Origin of the sequence: Rhodopila sp., from assembly GCF_965277165.1 — a bacterium.
Classification (GTDB): domain Bacteria; phylum Pseudomonadota; class Alphaproteobacteria; order Acetobacterales; family Acetobacteraceae; genus Rhodopila.
This window is the reverse complement of the sequence record NZ_CBDICE010000005.1, coordinates 1,012,970-1,030,322: the sequence shown is the minus strand read 5'-3', so window position 1 is coordinate 1,030,322 and position 17,353 is coordinate 1,012,970. Positions and strand designations below refer to the sequence as shown.

The 17,353-nt window shown below is 66.2% G+C and carries 15 protein-coding genes; 4 read left to right on the top strand and 11 right to left on the bottom strand.

Features of this window, described 5'->3' with window-relative positions:
* Position 1: 1 nt before the first annotated feature.
* On the bottom strand, positions 2-226 hold the full coding sequence (locus tag ACQY4Y_RS05475; protein WP_428489543.1) for a hypothetical protein: 225 nt from the start codon (positions 224-226) through the stop codon (positions 2-4).
* 231 nt (positions 227-457) lie between these two features.
* Here ACQY4Y_RS05475 and ACQY4Y_RS05470 point away from each other — a divergent pair, with 231 nt between their 5' ends.
* Complete coding sequence (locus tag ACQY4Y_RS05470; protein ID WP_428489542.1) at positions 458-1,156, top strand: hypothetical protein; 699 nt, start codon at positions 458-460, stop codon at positions 1,154-1,156.
* Between the two features lie 447 nt (positions 1,157-1,603).
* On the opposite strand, the gene ACQY4Y_RS05465 is transcribed toward ACQY4Y_RS05470, so the two are convergent.
* The 3 genes from ACQY4Y_RS05465 to ACQY4Y_RS05455 are packed head-to-tail and all read right to left on the bottom strand — an operon-like array spanning position 1,604 to position 7,410.
* Entirely contained in the window at positions 1,604-4,672 is a 3,069-nt protein-coding gene (locus ACQY4Y_RS05465; protein WP_428489541.1) for an efflux RND transporter permease subunit, read from the bottom strand.
* Positions 4,673-5,860, bottom strand: a complete 1,188-nt coding sequence (locus ACQY4Y_RS05460) for an efflux RND transporter periplasmic adaptor subunit (protein WP_428489540.1) — start codon at positions 5,858-5,860, stop codon at positions 4,673-4,675. It abuts the gene before it with no gap.
* Positions 5,857-7,410 carry an efflux transporter outer membrane subunit gene (locus ACQY4Y_RS05455; protein ID WP_428489539.1) on the bottom strand — a complete coding sequence of 518 codons (1,554 nt, stop codon included), beginning with the start codon at positions 7,408-7,410 and terminating at the stop codon, positions 5,857-5,859. The genes ACQY4Y_RS05460 and ACQY4Y_RS05455 overlap by 4 nt, the downstream gene beginning before the upstream one ends.
* An 87-nt stretch (positions 7,411-7,497) precedes the next feature.
* Here ACQY4Y_RS05455 and ACQY4Y_RS05450 point away from each other — a divergent pair, with 87 nt between their 5' ends.
* Entirely contained in the window at positions 7,498-8,127 is a 630-nt protein-coding gene (locus tag ACQY4Y_RS05450; RefSeq protein ID WP_428489538.1) for a TetR/AcrR family transcriptional regulator, read from the top strand.
* A gap of 46 nt (positions 8,128-8,173) precedes the next feature.
* Here the strand turns inward: ACQY4Y_RS05450 and ACQY4Y_RS05445 are convergent, their stop codons facing one another.
* Together ACQY4Y_RS05445 and ACQY4Y_RS05440 are read right to left on the bottom strand one after the other, a co-directional pair.
* Positions 8,174-8,848 carry a LutC/YkgG family protein gene (locus ACQY4Y_RS05445; RefSeq protein WP_428489537.1) on the bottom strand — a complete coding sequence of 225 codons (675 nt, stop codon included), beginning with the start codon at positions 8,846-8,848 and terminating at the stop codon, positions 8,174-8,176.
* Positions 8,848-10,278 carry a lactate utilization protein B gene (locus ACQY4Y_RS05440; RefSeq protein WP_428489536.1) on the bottom strand — a complete coding sequence of 477 codons (1,431 nt, stop codon included), beginning with the start codon at positions 10,276-10,278 and terminating at the stop codon, positions 8,848-8,850. The genes ACQY4Y_RS05445 and ACQY4Y_RS05440 overlap by 1 nt, the downstream gene beginning before the upstream one ends.
* 183 nt (positions 10,279-10,461) lie before the next feature.
* Between ACQY4Y_RS05440 and ACQY4Y_RS05435 the strand changes: the two genes are divergently transcribed.
* Positions 10,462-11,181, top strand: coding sequence for a class I SAM-dependent methyltransferase (locus tag ACQY4Y_RS05435; protein ID WP_428489535.1), 720 nt, complete (start codon positions 10,462-10,464; stop codon positions 11,179-11,181).
* A gap of 118 nt (positions 11,182-11,299) precedes the next feature.
* Entirely contained in the window at positions 11,300-12,370 is a 1,071-nt protein-coding gene (locus ACQY4Y_RS05430) for a tartrate dehydrogenase (protein WP_428489534.1), read from the top strand.
* Positions 12,371-12,828: 458 nt separating this feature from the next.
* Here ACQY4Y_RS05430 and ACQY4Y_RS05425 read toward each other — a convergent pair whose 3' ends face one another.
* From ACQY4Y_RS05425 to ACQY4Y_RS05405, 5 genes are read right to left on the bottom strand one after another with little or no spacing between them, the layout of a single operon-like run.
* Positions 12,829-13,524 (bottom strand): ABC transporter ATP-binding protein, encoded by a 696-nt coding sequence (locus ACQY4Y_RS05425; protein WP_428489533.1) that lies wholly within the window; start codon positions 13,522-13,524, stop codon positions 12,829-12,831.
* Positions 13,524-14,288: an ABC transporter ATP-binding protein gene (locus tag ACQY4Y_RS05420; protein ID WP_428489532.1), complete on the bottom strand. Its 765-nt coding sequence runs from the start codon at positions 14,286-14,288 to the stop codon at positions 13,524-13,526. Before ACQY4Y_RS05420 ends, ACQY4Y_RS05425 begins: the two co-directional genes overlap by 1 nt.
* Positions 14,285-15,148 carry a branched-chain amino acid ABC transporter permease gene (locus ACQY4Y_RS05415; protein WP_428489531.1) on the bottom strand — a complete coding sequence of 288 codons (864 nt, stop codon included), beginning with the start codon at positions 15,146-15,148 and terminating at the stop codon, positions 14,285-14,287. The genes ACQY4Y_RS05420 and ACQY4Y_RS05415 overlap by 4 nt, the downstream gene beginning before the upstream one ends.
* A 3-nt stretch (positions 15,149-15,151) precedes the next feature.
* A complete protein-coding gene (locus tag ACQY4Y_RS05410; RefSeq protein ID WP_428489530.1) occupies positions 15,152-16,018 on the bottom strand; it encodes a branched-chain amino acid ABC transporter permease in 867 nt (288 codons plus the stop codon).
* 13 nt (positions 16,019-16,031) lie between these two features.
* Positions 16,032-17,132, bottom strand: coding sequence for an ABC transporter substrate-binding protein (locus ACQY4Y_RS05405; protein ID WP_428489529.1), 1,101 nt, complete (start codon positions 17,130-17,132; stop codon positions 16,032-16,034).
* Positions 17,133-17,353 lie beyond the last annotated feature (221 nt).

Below are 17,353 nucleotides of genomic sequence, written 5' to 3'. Positions count from 1 at the left end.
CCTACTTGCCGCCGCTTACGCCGCCGGCCTTGGTGTCCGCGGTTCCCTTTCGATCGCCGGCCGCCGTGCTCTTGTCGCCGGGCACCACGGTCGACCCGGTCGCCCCGGGCTGGGACGCACTCGTTGCGTCCGACTGGCTGTTCGACCCGCCGGTTCCCTGCGCCAGAACGCCGGTCAAAGGGCTGACCGCCAGCACGGTCGCAAGCAGTACATTGCGTAGTTTCATAAGTTTTGGACCTCCAATGTTTGGAAATGGAACGCAACGGCGATTCGACAAGAGTGGCTGGCGAGGCTGTGATCAGAGCTCTGCCAATCCCACGACGCGCCGCACGGCGCTCTGGAAACACATTTTGTTCTTGCTATATTCACGAAAACGCGATAAGAACGAACCCAATGCGACGGTTGTCACACATCCCACCAAACTAGACCACAAACCAGACCGGGACCCGCCAGCCTCATGTCAACGTCAGCGTCATCCCCCATCGCGCTTCCCGCCGCCCTGCTGGCCAGCCGAACGCTGGAAACCGTGATCCGCTTCCTGACGCCGTATTTCTCCATCGACTGTCCCGACTTCGCCGCCACCCGCGACGAAATCCTGGAGACCCTGACCTCCTACGCCCCGCGCAACCGCGCCGAACTGTTCGCCACCGCCAAGCTCATCGCCTGCACCATGACCGCGCTCAGCGCGATGGCCGAAGCCGAGGGCGCCGATCTGACGCCCTCGATGCGGCTACGCGTCCGCGCCTGCGCCAACACCGTCAACCGCCACGCCAACCAGGCCCAGCAAGCCCTGGACAAACACCAGGCCCGCGACATCCCCGGCCGCCCCGTCCCCATCCCCGCCCAGGACATCGAAGTCGAGGAAGACCCCGCCGTGGCCGACGCCAAGGATGCCGAGGTCATCGAACGACTGCGCCAGGTCAAGGCGATGATCGAGACCACCCGTCAGCGCCTCGCCGAAACCGACCCCGAGGCCGCTCGGCGGCTGTATCTGGCGCAAATGGGTGTCGACGAATGCCCGGCCGGGGTCGGCGAATCCCGCATCGCCGCCCACGCCCCGATCCCGCCCCACCTCGCCACATCACCCCAAGCCGCGATCCCACCCCACGCCGCAATCCGGCCCGGGATCTCGCCCGGCGCGGCCCCAGGCGCCTGATATGGACGCCGGACTTGCATCCCACGCCATAGCCTCCGCAGTCCAACACCCAGGGTTCCGCGCGGTGAGGTCGCCGCGCGACCAGTGCGGCCGACCGGTCCGATTCAACACGCAGACGCACTGACACAAGCCACCGCGGGTCGTTGCTTCAGCCACCCGGTCGATCGTCCTGGCCCATCGGCCCAAGCATGATTGCGTCCTGAGGGAACCGTCGAACCGCATGAATCATGCGCCAAAACAAAGTGCCGGCGCGGCAGGTGCCCGGCGCCAGCCCAGGTCGTCAGCGTCAGCCAGATAGCCCGCCGGTCCTCGTCACAAACGCCACCCCTTCGGTTCGCGCTGTCACTCTGATTTCGTAATAAAAATACCTATCACAAATAATCCAGCCAAGACCGGAGAGCATCCTCCCGACCCAAGCTCTCCGCCCGAACAATCCGCCCAACCCCCTCACGCCGGGCTCAACGCCATCACCTCCTCGGTGCGATGCCGCGCCGCGATCACCAGATAAACCGCCGGCAGCACGAACAGCGTGAAAAGTGTGCCGATCGACAGCCCGCTGGCAATCACCAGCCCCATGTTGAAGCGTGACGCCGCCCCAGCCCCCGACGCGGTGATCAGCGGCACCACCCCAAGCACCATCGCCGCCGTGGTCATCAGGATCGGGCGCAACCGCACGCCGGCGGCGTGGATGATCGCATCCAGCTTGCTCATGCCGGCCCGCTGCGCCTCGTTGGCGACCGTCACGATCAGGATGCCATGCTTGCTGATCAGGCCCATCAGCGTCACCAGGCCGACCTCGGTATAGATGTTGAGCGAGGCGCCGCCGAAACCCAGGCTGATGAACACCAGTGCCCCGGCGATCGACATCGGGATCGACACCAGGATCACCAGCGGATCGCGAAAGCTCTCGAACAGCGCCGCCAGCGCCAGGAAGATGATGATCAGCGCCAGCCCGAAGGTGGCGACGAACCCGCTCGATTCCTGCACGAACTGGCGCAGCGGGCCGGCGTAGTCGATCAGCACGTCGGGCGGCAGATCCCGCGCCGCGATCCGCTGCAGCGCGTGCAGCGCATCGGCCTGCGACACCCCCGGCGACGGCACGCCCTGGATCGTCGCCGAGTTCTGCTGCTGGAAGTGGGTCACGGTCTCGGGCACCGTCTCCTGGCGCACCCGCGCAATCGCCGAGATCGGGATCGGCGCGCCGTTCACCGTGGCGATCTGGTAGCGCATCACCTGATCGATGGTCAGCCGGTGGCGTTGTTGCACCTGCGAGATCACCTTGTAGGATCGCGACCCAAGGCTGAAATAGTTGGTATAGGCACCCCCCAGCAGACCGCCGAGGGCGTTGCCGATATTGGCCATCGACAGCCCCAGCCCGGCCGCCTTGTCGCGATCGATCTCGATCACCTGCTGCGGCGCATCCACCTTCAGGTCGCTGTCGATGAACAGGAACAATCCGCTGGCGGTGGCGTCAGCCAGGAACTTCTGCGCCTCGGGATACAGCGTGCTGATCGGCTGGGTGGATTTCAGCACGAACTGGATCGGCAATCCCTCGGCGCCCGGCAAGGCCGGTGGCTGGAACGCGACGATCCGCTGACCCGCCACCGCGCTGAGCTGGTTCTGCAGTTCCCGCTGGATCGCGGTGGCGCCGCGGCGGCGCTGGCCCCACGGTTTCAGGGTGACGCCGGCGATCGACTGGATCGGGCTGATCACCTGAAAGGTTTGATCCGCCTCCGGTATCTTCCCCATGATGCCCTGCATCTGGTCGCCGAACAGTTGCTTTTGTTGCAGCGTGGCGTCGGGCGCCGAGGTCGGCAGCAGGATGACGACCCCCTGGTCTTCCTGCGGCGCCAGCTCGCTGCTGGCGCTGCCATACAGGAAGTAGATACTGCCGATCACCAGCGCAGCGAACAGCAGGGTCACCGGCAGGGTGCGCAGGCTGCCGCGCAGGCGACGCTGGTAGCCGTTTTGCAGCCGGGTGAAGCCGCGATCGATCAGGTTGGTCAAGCGATCGGACCAGCCGCCCGCCCCGGCCTCCGCGTGCGGTCGAAGCAGCACGCCGCACATCATCGGCGACAGCGTCAGCGCGACGACCGCCGACATCGTCACCGCCCCGACCACGGTAAAGGCGAACTCGGTAAACAGCGCGCCGGTCAGACCGGCCTGAAAGCCGATCGGCACATAGACTGCAACCAGCACCACGGTCATCGCGATGATCGGATTGGCCAGGTCGCGCGCGGCGCGCATCGCCGCGTCCCGCGGTCGCATGCCTTCCTCGAGGTGGCGGTTGACGCTCTCCACCACGATGATGGCGTCGTCCACCACCAGCCCGATCGCCAGCACCAGCGCCAGCAGGGTCAGCAGGTTGATGGAAAAGTTCAGCGCCAGCATCACCGCGAATGTGCCGATCAGCGACAACGGGATCGTCACCACCGGGATGATCACCGAACGCGGCGAACCCAGAAAGGCGAAGATCACCAGGGTGACGATCAGCACGGTCTCCGCCAGCGAGCGCTCGACTTCGTGGATCGAGCTGTTCACGAAGATCGTGGAATCATAGATCACGTCACCGGAAAGCCCGGCCGGAAGCTGCTGCTGGATCTGCGGCAGCACCGCCTTGACGCCGTTGACCACCGCCAGCAGGCTGGCCGAGGGAACCGTCTGGATGCCCAGATAGACGCCCTTCTGGCCGTTGTATTCGACACTCGATTCGTAGTCGTCCGACCCCAGCGTGACGTTGGCCACGTCACCCAGCCGGATGATGCCGCCGTTGACCTGCTTGACCACCAGGTTGCGGAACTGTTGCGCCGAATGCAGCGTGGTCGACGCGGTCAGGTTCAACTGCACCATCTGGCCCTTGGTGGTGCCGATGCCGGCGACCACGTTGTTGCCGGCCAGCGCGGCGGTGACATCGGTCGCGGTCAGCCCATAGGCCGCCAGCTTGGCCGGATCCAGCCACGCCCGCAGCGCGAAGTTCTGCCCCCCCAGCAGCTCCGCGGTCTGCACTCCCGGTACCGCCTGCAGCCGAGGCTGCACGTTGCGCACCAGGTAATCGGTGATCTGGTTCGGCGACAGGTCCTTGCTGGCGAAGCCGATGATCAGCGCGTCGAGCGACTGGCCGATCTTGACCGACAGGGTCGGCTGCTGCACGCCGGTAGGCAGTTGGTTCAACACCGAGTTGATCTTCGAGGTGATCTCGGTGATCGCCTTGTCGGGGTCGAAATTCAGCACCAGGTTCGCGGTGATCGTGCTGGTGCCGGAGGTGCTGTTGGAGGACATGTAGTCGATGCCATTGGCCTGGGCGATGGCGTTCTCCAGCGGCGTAGTGACGAACCCGGCCACGGTCTCCGGATCGGCGCCGTAATAGACTGTGGTGATGGTGACGACGGCGTTCTCGGTCTTCGGATATTCCAGGATCGGCAGCGCCTGGAACGCCTTCAGCCCGATCACCAGCAGCATCAAACTGACCACGCAAGCCAGCACCGGGCGGCGGATGAAGATGTCGGTGAACTTCATCTACCGGTCCTCCGGCACCGGCGCGGGATTGTCGGTCGGCTGCACCGAATTGTCGATCTTCACCGGCGATCCGTTGTGCAGCTTCAACTGTCCGGCGGTGACCACCACGTCGTGTGCGGTGATGCCCTTCAGGATGCTGATCTGATCGCCCCGCGAAGCCCCGGTGGTGACGAACTGCTGATTGACGACAAGCTGATCCTTCGCCCCCACGTTCCCTGGGGCGTCCTTCGTATCGTGCAGCACATAGACCAGCGACCCATACGGATTGAACGCCACCGCGGCCATCGGGATGGTGACCAGCGATCGCGGCTGGCCGGCGGCGACCGATACGCTCAAGTACATGCCGGGCAGCAGCGCCCCGTCCGGGTTGGCCACGGTGGCCCGCACCTGCAGCATCCGGCTGCTGGGATCGATCTTGGAATTCAGCGAGGAAATCGTCCCCTCGAACGTCCGCTTCGGATAGGCATCGGCGGTGATCTCGACCTTCTGGCCGACTGCGACCTGCCCCAGCGCCTGCTGCGGCAGATAGAAGTCGACATACATCGGGTCGAGCTGCTGCAAGGTCACGATCGTCGTTCCCGCGGCAATATACTGCCCCAGGTCCACCTGGCGCAGGCCCAGCCGTCCGGCGAACGGTGCGCGCACCAGCTTTTCCGCCATCAGCGCCTGCTGCGCGGCAACCTGGCCGCGCGCCACCTTCAGGTTGGCGGCGTCGCTGTCCACCGTGGCCTGCGCCACGCCATGCGCCGCCAATTGCCGCTGATCCCGCCGCAGGGTGATCGCGGCCAGCTCGGCGCTGGCCTGCAACTGGGCCAGCTTGGCGTCGTCGTCGTTCGGGCGCAGCCGCAGCAACTCGGTCCCGGCGGCCACCGTCTGGCCGGACTTGAACTCGATCCGATCCACCACCCCGGCGACCTCGGCGGCCAGGTCGGCGCCATTGGACGCCCGCGCCGAACCCACCGCGGTCTGCCGCGGCTGCCAGGGCTGCATCGAGGCCTTGGCGGTGGCGACGGTGGGAACCTGTGATCGGATCGTCGTGACCACGTGCTTGATGATGCCGGCCTTGAACTGCTGGAACCCGATCAGCCCAGCCGCCAGCAGCGCCACCAGCAGCAGCATGATCGCCATCCGCAGCCAGGTTCTGGGCCGCCGATGGGTGGTGCGGGGTAGCGTCGTCGTATCGTTCATGGCAGCACTCCGCAGCACTGTGTGACCTTCGGGTCTACGTCGGTCCGATGCCACCAGCCGCCGCCCAACGCCTGAAACAGCGCGACGGTATCGGTGAAGCGGGCGGCCCGTGCGGTGACCAGATTCAGCCGTGCGGAAAAATCGCTCTGCTCGGCGGTCAATACGTTCAGAAAGGTGCCACCTCCGGCGCTGTACTGCGACCGCGCGACTGCCAGACTGGCAGCGGCGGTCCGTTGCGCGGCGAGTGAGGCCTGCAGCGTCTCCGCGTCGCGCTCGATCGCCACCAGCGCATTGGCGACGTTCTGAAACGCGGTGTTCACGGTGCTGCTGTACTGCGCGGCCGCGACGTCCAGCGCGGCTTGGGCCGACCGCCTGCGGGCGCTCAGCGTGCCGCCCTCGAAAATCGGCTGGGTGAGGGTGCTGGCGATGCTCCAGACGATGCCGGCCGGGGTGAACAGATTGTTCAGATCGCTGCCGTCCCGCCCATAGCTGCCGGACAGAGAGATCTGCGGCAGCATGTTGGCCGTCGCCACGCCCACCGAGGCGGTCGCCGAATGCAGCAGCGCGCTAAAGGCGCGGATGTCCGGGCGCTGCCCGACAAGTTTCGATGGTAACGAAACCGGCAGGTCGTTGGGCAATGTCAGGGCTGCAAGGTCCAAGGTCGGCGTCGCATACTGGTCGGGACGGCCGCCCAGATAGACCGCCAGCTGGTTGCGCGCCTGCTGCAGCTGTTTGCGCAGCCCCGGCAGGGTCGCGATCTGCGCATCCAGCGTCGATTGCTGCTGCAGAACGTCCACTTGGCTGACGCCGCCAAGCTGGAAGCGCTGCCGCGTCAGGTTCAAAGCGTCGGTGTCGGCGCGAATGATGTCGTGCGTGGTGTCGATCTGTTGCTGCAACGACGCCTCGGTGATCGCGGTGGTAATGACGTTGGCGATCAGCGTCAGGTCGGTCGCCTCCAGCTCGAACCGCTGGTATTCGGCCTGCGCGTGCAACTGCTCGATCTGGCGGCGGATGCCGCCGAACGCGTCCAGCGTGTACGAGACGTCCAGCGCGCCGCTGTACAGCGAGAAGGTGGCTGATCCGGATCCGAGGCCAAATCCGGCGAGCGATTCGCGCTGCCGCTGGAACTCGCCGGTGGCGCTCACCGCGGGAAATAGCGCACCCTGCTCTGCTCGGGTGTTCTCCCGAGCCTCGCGCAGCGTGGCTTGGGCGGCGGCGACATCGGGATTGGCCCTCAGCGCCTCGGTCACCAGGGCGGCAATCTGCGGCGAACGGAAGAGCTCCCACCACTCGCCTTGGATGTCGCGATCCGGCGTCAGAAACTGCGCCGAACCGCCTGGCGTGGCGGCGGAGACGGTGTGTGCCGGCAACGCGGCCTCGGTGAACCGTGTGCTGGCGGGTGCTGCCGGGGGATGGAAATTGGGTCCGACGGCGCAGCCCGCCAGGACCGTCGCCGGCAACGCGGCGCGCACGATCGGCCAAGGGATCGCCGAAGCGATTGTCCTTGGAATTGCCCAGGGGATTGCCCAAGGGATTGAAATGAAGGGCATCGATCGATGATATTCCTATACCAATGCGTCCAGTATGTGCCATGCTAGACCCATCAGTCCAGTATCTAAATCGAGAGGAGAGCGTTCGTGGCAGCCACGCTGGCCTTTACGCGGCCCGGTCGGCCCAAAGACAGCGCCAAGCATGTGGCCATTATCACGGCCGCGCGAAGCCTGTTCACCAGTCAGCCATTCGATCTGGTGACGATGGAGGCGGTGGCGGCCCAGGCGGGCGTGTCGAAGATGACCGTCTACAGCCACTTCCGCGACAAGGAAACGCTGTTCGAGACGATCGTCGCGGCAACCGCTGAGCAGATGATCGCCGCATTGTCCGCGCCAGATCAGGACGACGCTTTGCATGATCGATTGCTGGCGGTCGGCATCGGCTTCCTCGACGTGATCCTGGGTTCGGACATCTGCAAGATGTCGCACACCCTGCCCGGCGCGCTGCGCGCCAACCGCCAACTGGCGGAGCGCTTCTACGCCGCCGGCCCCGGGCGGGTGCGCCGAGCGTTGGCTGGCATGATCGCGGCCGCGGCGCAACGGGGCGAGCTGGCGGTGGATGACGCGGAGCGCGCGGCCGATGACCTGGTCGGCTTGTGGGAGGGCGGCTTGCCGGCGCGGATTGCCTTCGGCCTGGCCGAACTCAGCACACATGAGGAAATCAGGCGCCGGGCGCTGCGCGGAACCGAGGTGTTTCTGCGCGCCTATCGGGCCTGAACCGGGTCCGGAACCCTGTCCGGCAAGGGCGATCACGCAGCCGCCGTCAGTCCGCCGCGTCCTCAACCAGCACGATATGCAGCCGCCGGGGCCCGTGCGCGCCCAGTTCCAGCGTCTGCTCGATATCGGCGGAACGCGATGGGCCGGTGACGAACATGACGTTGCGCGGCATGGCGCCGGCCTCGGCGCGCAGGCGATCCCAGCCATCTTCGTAGGCGCCGACGATGGCATCGGCGCGCAGCACCGCGATCTCGGTATCAGCCAGCAGGTTCAACGTCACCGGCCGGTCCGCCGCACTGGGCAGCATCAGCGTGCCGGTTTCGGCGATGCCGGCAAAGGCGTGCTGCACGCTGACCGTATCGGTGTCCTGGGCGGGTCCCTCGCGGATCTCCAGCAGCGGGCGCGCCGACCAGGGGATCGCGCGCAGTTCGGGATGCGGTGCCATCACCATCCGGCCGGGCAGGTTCTGTGCCGACAGATAGTCCGCCACCGCGCCCGGCACCGCGTCGAGGTCGGCGACCCTGGCAACCGAACCGAACTCCTGTTCGACATTGCGCACGAACAGGTCCACCTGTTCGGCGTGCGGCAGGTGCGAGCGCGCCGGGATCAGGTGGCGCGGATGGGCTGCCAGGCGGCCGCGTAGCATGGCGGTCTGATCCGGCGGCAGCGCACCGCGTTTCAGGCCGCGGCGGATCGCGGTCAGGATGTCCTGCCGTCCCATCAGACTCCCCCGGTGCGTTGCGCCTTGGCGTAGCGGGCAAAGAAGGTGTCGCCCTCGGGCGCCGGCAGGTCACGTTCGGCGGTCCACCCGCGCGCCAGCGGCATCGCGGCGAACCGCCCCTTGCGGCGTCCCAGCAGGCCCAGTCCGACCGCCGCTGCTCGGGTGGCAAGGCGATACAGCGGAGGCCGCCGCGCCAGGAATCCCCACAAGGCGAGGTTGGTCCGGGTCGTCGACGGGGTCAGGTGACGCTCGAACTCGCGTTCACGCCAGTGCCGCATCAGCTTCGGCAATGGTATCCGCACCGGGCAGACGCTTTCGCATTTGCCGCAGAAGGTGGAGGCGTTGGGCAGGTGCGCCGCCTTGTCCACCCCGATCAGGCTGGGCGTCAGCACCGCGCCCATCGGGCCGGGATAGACCCAGCCATAGGCGTGGCCTCCGACCGCCGAATACACCGGACAGTGGTTCATGCAGGCGGCACAGCGGATGCAGCGCAGCATGTCCTGGAACTCGGTTCCCAGCATCGCCGAACGGCCGTTGTCGATCAGCACCACATGGTACTCGTCGGGGCCGTCGAGGTCGTCCGGGCGGCGCGCGCCGGTCGAGAACGTGGTGTAGACCGAGAAATCCTGACCCGTCGCCGATCGCGCCAGCACCCGCAGCAGTGACGTCGCATCCTCCAGCGTGGGGACGCATTTCTCGATGCTGGCCAGTACGATATGCACCCGGGGCAGGGTCTGTGTCAGGTCGCCGTTGCCCTCGTTGGTGACGATCACGCTGCTGCCGGTCTCGGCGATCAGGAAATTCGCCCCGGTGATGCCGACATCGGCGGCGAGGAACTTGGAGCGCAGTTTTTCGCGCGCCTCGACCAGTATGTCGCGCCGTTCGGTGAAGCTTCGATCGCTGGGCAGGTCGGTATGGGCGGCGCGGAACGCGGTCTCCCAGTCTTCCATGTTCAGATGGAACGCCGGGGCGATGATGTGGCTGGGCAGTTCGTGGCGAAGCTGGATGATGTATTCGCCAAGGTCGGTCTCGACCGGGGTGATGCCGTGGCGTTCCAGGTGGTCGTTGATCGCAATCTCCTCGCCGATCATCGACTTGCCCTTGGTGACGGTGCGGGCATTGGCGGCCTGGCAGATCCCCAGCACGGCGGCGCGCGCCGCCTCGGCGTCGGAGCACCAGTGCACCTTGCCGCCCGAGGCCAGCACCTTGGCCTCGTAGGCTTCCAGGTAGAAGTCGAGGTTGGCCAGGGCATGGTTCTTGATGTCGCGGGCGGTATCGCGCAGCCGGTCGAATTCCGGCAGCGCGGCGACCGCGGCAGCGCGGCGGGCGATGAAGCTGGGGCCGCTGCGGGCCAGCGCCTTCTGCAGGCCGGCATCGCCCAGCGCGGCCTGGGCGTTGCGCTTGAAGGCGGAAGAGGTGGCGACGTGCATTCCTGGGTCTCGTTTACAGCCGGATTGAGGATAGCCCGGGGCACGCTGCGATCCTATAGCGGTAAGGCTGCCCCGGGCGCGGCGTCTGGCCGGCGGTTCGCGCCGTTAACCAAAAATCAACCAAATGGCGCTTTGATCGGTGGCCGATGTTCCCGCTTCGGGGGCAGGGACAAGGAACCCCGCATGAATGATCTTGTCGCCGGCGCCGATCCGGAAATGTTGCGCACGATGCTGCGCGACATCGCCGCCCGCGACCTGCTGGGGCGCTTCACCGACAGCCATTCGCTGCCCCATATCGCCGAACTCGCCGAGAGTATCAGTGCGGCGCAGTATTTCGTCGCGAACATGCAAAAAGCCGCCCGCTTCATCCGCAAGCCCGACTACATCGACCACGCCCTGGGTGCTCGGTCGGTGGACGGGCTGGTGCTGGAGTTCGGCGTCGCCACCGGCCAGACCATCAACCACATCGCCGCCGCTCTGCCGCGCCAGACCGTGCACGGCTTCGACGTCTTCACCGGACTGCCCGAGGACTGGCGCCCGGGCTTTCCCGCCGGATCGTTCCGCCAGCCCGGTCTGCCGCGGGTGCATGCCAATGTGGAGCTGATCGTCGGCCTGTTCCAGGACAGCTTGCCCGGCTTCGTCGATACCCATCCCGGGCCGATCTCGCTGCTGCATGTCGACTGCGATCTGTACTCCGCGACCAAGACGATTTTCCGCTATCTGGGTCACCGGCTGGTCAGCGGCAGCATCATCCTGTTCGATGAGTACTTGAACTACCCCGGCTGGCGGCAGGGCGAGTTCAAGGCGTTCCAGGAGTTCCTCGCCTGGTCGGGGCAGAGCTACGAATACATCTCCATTGTCAGCGTCCACCAGCAGGTCGCGGTGCGTATTAACAGCGGCTGATGCCTCCCGCCGGCGCGCCCACGCCGGCCTTGATGTCTCGCGCCGGCTTGGGGTCTTGGCCCCGGAGGCTGCCTCCGTTATCCCTTGACCGGTATCCGATCGGAAAGGACTGCGGAGCATGACGCGCACCCACGACATCGCGGTGCTGCCCGGCGACGGGATCGGCAAGGAGACCGTGCCCGAATCGCTCAAGGTGCTGGATGCCGCGGCGCGCCGCTTCGGCTTCGACCTGAACCTTGCGCATTACGACTGGTCCTGCGAGACCTACAAGGACACCGGATTGATGATGCCCGCCGACGGGCTGGACCAGTTGGCGAAGTCGGATTCTATCCTGCTGGGCGCGGTGGGCTGGCCGGGCGTGCCCGATCACGTGTCGCTGTGGGGCCTGCTGATCCCGATCCGGCGCGGCTTCGACCAGTACGCCAATGTGCGCCCCTGCAAGCTGCTGCCCGGCGTGCGCACGCCGTTGGCTGGACGCACCGAGGCCGACATCGACTTCTACGTGGTGCGCGAGAACACCGAGGGCGAATATTCTTCGGTCGGCGGCCGCATGTTCCCCGACAGCGACCGCGAGTTCGTGTCGCAGCAGAGCATCTTCAGCCGCCAGGGAGTGGACCGGATCCTGAAATACGCCTTCGAGCTGGCGATGACCCGGCCGAAACGGCACGTGACGTCGGCGACCAAGTCGAACGGCATCATCCATACCATGCCATACTGGGACGAGCGTTTCGCCGCGATGAGCCGGCACTACCCCGACATCCGCACCGACCAGTATCACATCGATATCCTGTGTGCGCATTTCGTGCAGCATCCGGACTGGTTCGACGTGGTGGTGGGGTCCAACCTGTTCGGCGACATCCTGTCCGATCTGGGCCCCGCGGTGGCCGGATCGATCGGCATCGCCGCCAGCGCCAACATCAATCCGGAGCACAAATTCCCGTCAATGTTCGAGCCGGTGCATGGGTCTGCCCCGGATATCGCGGGGAAGTTCATCTGCAACCCGATCGGTCAGATCTGGTCGGCCGCGCTGATGCTGCAGCACCTGGGCGAGGCCGACGCGGGCCGCGCGATCGTCGATGCGATCGAGACCCTGCTGCGCGAGAGTGGGCCGAAGACGCGCGACATGGGCGGGCAGGCGGGCACCGCGGATGTCGGGACGGCGATCGCCGAACTGGTGGTTCGGGGGTAGTTCACGGCCGGCGGCGTGCCGCTGGCGGATCGCGGCGATGACGGCCGTAGCCGTGTGGTGGCATCGGCGGCTGCCAAACCCGGACCCGCCGGCGGCGCGAGGGGCCAGTTCCGCGGCGCGGCCTGATTCGAGGGAGCCGTGGAAAATTCCGTGGAGCCCCGATCTGTGGAACCCCTAACAGCCAAGCTGCTTCAGCTTTTGTTAAGCTCAACACAGAGGCAGCCGGAGGGCCACGAAGGGCCACGGAGATTTTGATAAACGCCGGAGCGGCGTTCATTGCCCTCGCCGGACAAATGGCCACCGCTTCGTCGTCTCGTCCGGGGACGGCTCCGTGGCCCTTGGTGGCCCTCACTCTTCCTCCGTGTTTATATTTTCTAAGAAACGAAAAGCAGCGAACTTGAGCAGCGCAGACAGCCGATCGCGACCGTCGCCCACTGAACCGACGCGACCCTCCCCGATCAGAAATAGTGCCAGAAGTTCGACGCCCGCGCCCGCTCGGGATCGCCGTCAAACACGATCTGGCCGTTGTTCATGATCACCACCCGATCGGCGATCTGCATCGCCGCGGCGACATTCTGTTCGACCAGCACCGCGGTCATCGCGTGTGATTTGCACACCTCTCGCACCTGCTGGAACATGCGCGCCACCAGATTGGGCGCCAGCCCGATCGAGGGTTCGTCCAGCATCAGGCAGCGCGGCGTCCCCAGGATCGCCAGCGACAGCGCCAGCATCTGCTGCTGCCCCCCGCTCATGCTGCCCGCCCGGGTCGCCTGGCGTTCGCGCAGCACCGGGAACAGGTGATAGACCGCGGCCACATCGAACATCGCACCGGGCCCGACATTGCGCGCCGCCACCACGTCGAGGTTCTCGGCAACGCTCAGATCGGGAAAGATGCCGCGCCCCTCTGGCAACAGCCGCAACCCCAGCGCCACCCGTTCGGCGACGCCAAGCCGATCGATCCGCTGGCCGTCGAACAGCGTCTCCCCCGCGCTTGGCCGCAGCAGGCCCATGATCGCCCTCAGTGTCGTGGTCTTGCCGGCTCCGTTATGACCCAGCAACGCCAGGATCTGGCCTGGGTCCAGCGCCAGCGACACGTCCGAGATCACCGTCTTCGCGCCGTAGCCGGCGGCCAGCCGGTTCACCGACAGCACCATCAGATCGCACCGCCGAAATAGATTTCTGCCAGCGCCGGGTCGCTGACGATGGCCTCGGGCGAACCGCGCGCCATCAGATGGCCCTGGTGCAGGAACAGCACGTCATCGGCGATCTGCTGCACCACGCGGGTGTTGTGCTCCACCACCAGAAGGGTCTTGCCATCGTCGCGCAGCCGGCGCAGCAGCGTCATGACGCTATCCAGCGCGCCGGCGGACAGGCCCGAGGCAGGCTCGTCCAGCAGCAGCAACTCGGCGCCGGTGGCCATCACGCGGGCGATGATCAGCAGCTTCTGCTCGCCATAGGAAAGGTTGCGAACGATACTATCAGCCCGCTCCGACAGGCCGACGCGATCCAGCAGGGCACGCGCCTGGTCGCGCCGCCCGCGTTGCGCGGCGGCGACGTGGAACGGGCGGAAGATCGCCGCGATCGGCTCCTCGCCGACCTGGGCGGGAAGCCCGGCCAGCACGTTGTCGATCACCGTCAGGTCGGTGAACAGGCGCAGGTTCTGAAACGTCCGGGCGATGCCGGCGGCGACGATGGCCTGTGGCTTCCAGCCGTCCAGCGCCTGGCCCTTGAACTGCACCGACCCGGCATTCGGGCGAAGAAAACCGGTGACGACGTTGAAGATGGTGGTCTTGCCGGCGCCGTTCGGACCGACCAGGCAGGTGATGCGGCCCTGCTCGACGGTCAGGCTGCAATCGTTCAGCGCCTTCAGCCCGCCGAAGCTGACCTCCAGGCCGCTCGCCTGCAGATACGCGGTCATAGCTTTTCCCCCGCCAGCCCCTGCGGGCGGAACACCATGAAGGAGATCAGCAGCACGCCGTAGAGCAACTGCCGGGCGGCGGCCGCGACGGTGGTCGGGATCGCCACCAAGGTCAGCAGCTGCGGCAGCGCCAGCAGCAGGAACGGACCGACGATCGACCCGGCCAGGGTGCGCGCACCGCCCACCACCACCATGGTCAGCAGCAGGATCGAGGCATCGAGGTCGAACGACGATGGATCGATGAAGCTCAGGAACGTCGCATACAGGCCGCCCGCGGTGCCGGCGAACGCGCCGGCCAGCGCGGCGGCCGACACCTTCGCCCGCAGCACGCTCTTGCCCGACGCGGCAACCGCGATCTCATCCTCGCGGATCGCCCGCAGCAGGCGTCCGAACGGGGCGCGCATCACCAGCCAGAAGATCAGGCAGCCCAGCAGCATAGCGCCGACGCAAAGTGCCGCGACCGAGGACGTGGAGTTCAGCGCCTTGCCGGCAAGGTCGGGGGCTGGGATGCCGGGCAGGCCGTTGGCGCCCCCCGTTCCGGCGGTCCAGTTGGTAAACACCGCGGTGGCCAGCAACTGGATTCCGAAGGATGTTACTACGAAGTAATCACCGGCCACGCGCAGCGCCGGCAGCGTCACCAGTATGTTCAGCGCGATGCAGCCCAGCGCCGCGATCGCCAGCGCCGGCAGGAACGAGGTCAGGTCGTTCATCAGGAAATAGGCGACGATATAGGCGCCGACCCCGAACACCGCGGCCTGCGACACCGAAAAGATGCCGGCGATGCCGACCAGCAGGTTGGTGGACAGGCCGAGCAGCACGTAGATCGAGGCCAAGGTGAGGTAGCTAAGCCAGAAATCCATCGCTCAGCGCGCCGCCGCGAACAGCCCGGTGGGGCGAAACAACATGAAGATCACGAAGATGAAGAAGGTGATGCCGATGCTCCACTCGCCGGGGATAAACAACAGCGACATGTTCTGCAGCGCGGCGATGACGATTGACAGCACGAAGGCGCCGGTGATGCTGCCGACGCCGCCGGCGATCATCGCGATGGTGGCGGTCAGCAGCGGCGTCACCCCGCCATAGGGTTGCAGGCCGAAATCCAGCGGCACCAGCACGCCGGGCAGGCAGACCAGGGCGGAGGCTATGGCCATGACATAGACATGCACACGGCGTGGCCGCAGCCGGGTGATCTCGGCCAGGAACGGATTGGACGCCACCGCCCTGATCTGCTTGCCGAGGATGCTGCGGTGGGCGAACAGCATCACCCCGCCATAGGCCGCCAGGCTGAGCACCACGGTCAGCAGTTGCGTCACCGTCAGCCGGACGTTGCCGGCCACGGTGAACACACGCGATCCCCACGGCAGGTCGAACTGCAGGATGTTGGCCGTATAGACGGCTGCTAGGATGTTCTGGATCACCGCCAGCAGCCCCAGCGAGGCAATCAGCACCACCAGATGGGTCGCTCGGCGGCGCTCCAGCCTGGCATACAGCAACGTCTGGATCAGCGCGCCCGTGACCGTGCACGCGACCACCGCCACCAGGAACGCGACCGGTGCCGGCATGCCGAACCGCAGCATCGACCAGGCGATGTAGCCAGCCATCGTATAGACGCCGGCATGGGCGACATGGAAGATCTTGGTGGTGGCGTAGACCAGCGAGAAGCTCACCGCGACGATGCCCAACGCGCAGCCGGTCACGATCCCATTGCACAGCAGTTGCAGCGCCAGCATGCCAGCGATCCGGTCAATCGGTGCTGGTCTGCTTGATGGTGACGTCCTTGCCGCCCTTCATCATGTCGATGTCCAGCGGAACCGTCGCGGTGTTGCTGTTGAACTGCAGCGGGATCAGGCCCTGGAACTTGCGGATGGCGAACAGCGCATCGTGCATGTTCTCCCCGGTCAGCGGCTTGCCCTCGGCCAGCACCTTGTCGGTCACCGCCAGCACGATCTGCGTGGCGTTGTAGTACTGGCGGACGAAGAATTCCATGTCGACGCCGAACTTGGCGCGGAACGCTGCCGCCAGGTCGGGCGGTGCGTCGATCCGCACCTGGGTGTGCACGAAACCCTCCGCTGCCGGGTCGGCGATGGTGGCGGGATCGGCGAAGAAGGTGGTCCCGGCGACAGTGAATTTCAGCCCCAGTTGCTTGTATTGCTGCGCCATCTGCAGCAGGCCGGCGGTGATCGAGACCAGCATCACCTGCGGCTTGGCGTTGGCCAGTTTCAACAGCGCCGGGCGGTAGTCGGTCTGGCCGAACTGCGAGGGTTCCTGCGACAGAATGGTGCCGCCGGCCTTGGGGAAGTATTTCACGAAATCATCGCGCCCGGAGATCCCGGCGGCGTCGTTCTCATATAGGATCGCGCCCTGTTTCTTGCCTTCGCCGATGAGATAACGCGACAACACCTTGACCTCGTCGCCGATGGTGGGAAGCGTGTTGACCAGATAGGGCGAGGCGGTGGCCAGCTTGTCGGCCTGCGCGCCGGCGTTGATCAGCAGGATCTTCTTGCGCGTCGCCAGCGGCGCCATCGCCAGCGACGGGCCGGAATAGGCGGTGAAGATCAGCGGCACTTTCTGCAGATCGACCAGCTTGTTGAAGCTCAGGATGGACTGGTCGGGCTTGGCCTGGTTGTCCTCGAACAGCACCTCGATCTTGTTGCCACGCACGCCGCCGGCGGCATTGGCCTTGTCGATGGCGAACTGGATGCCGTGCATCTGCTGGGTGCCGATCATCGCGCCCGGTCCGGTCAGCGGCAGTATGGCGCCGAAACGAATCGTCTCGGCGCGCGCGCCGACGGCAAGCAGCATGGAAGCGAGGATCACAACCCCGCTTCTGGTGATGGAGCGCATGGACATTTCCCCGCTGGTGTCCCGTCCCGAGGTCGGTCGCTTCGCGGCATGGCGCGAACCGGGGACCTTGGGACATTGATTCGCGGCAGGCTTATGCGCGGCGCCATCCGCGGTCAAGCCGCGGTCTCGGGCCGCCCCGCATCGGCCGTCGAGCGTCGATTGCCGCGAACTCCAAGTACTCTTGACGTTTCGGCGGGTTCTGATCTGCTGTCCGGCCCGAC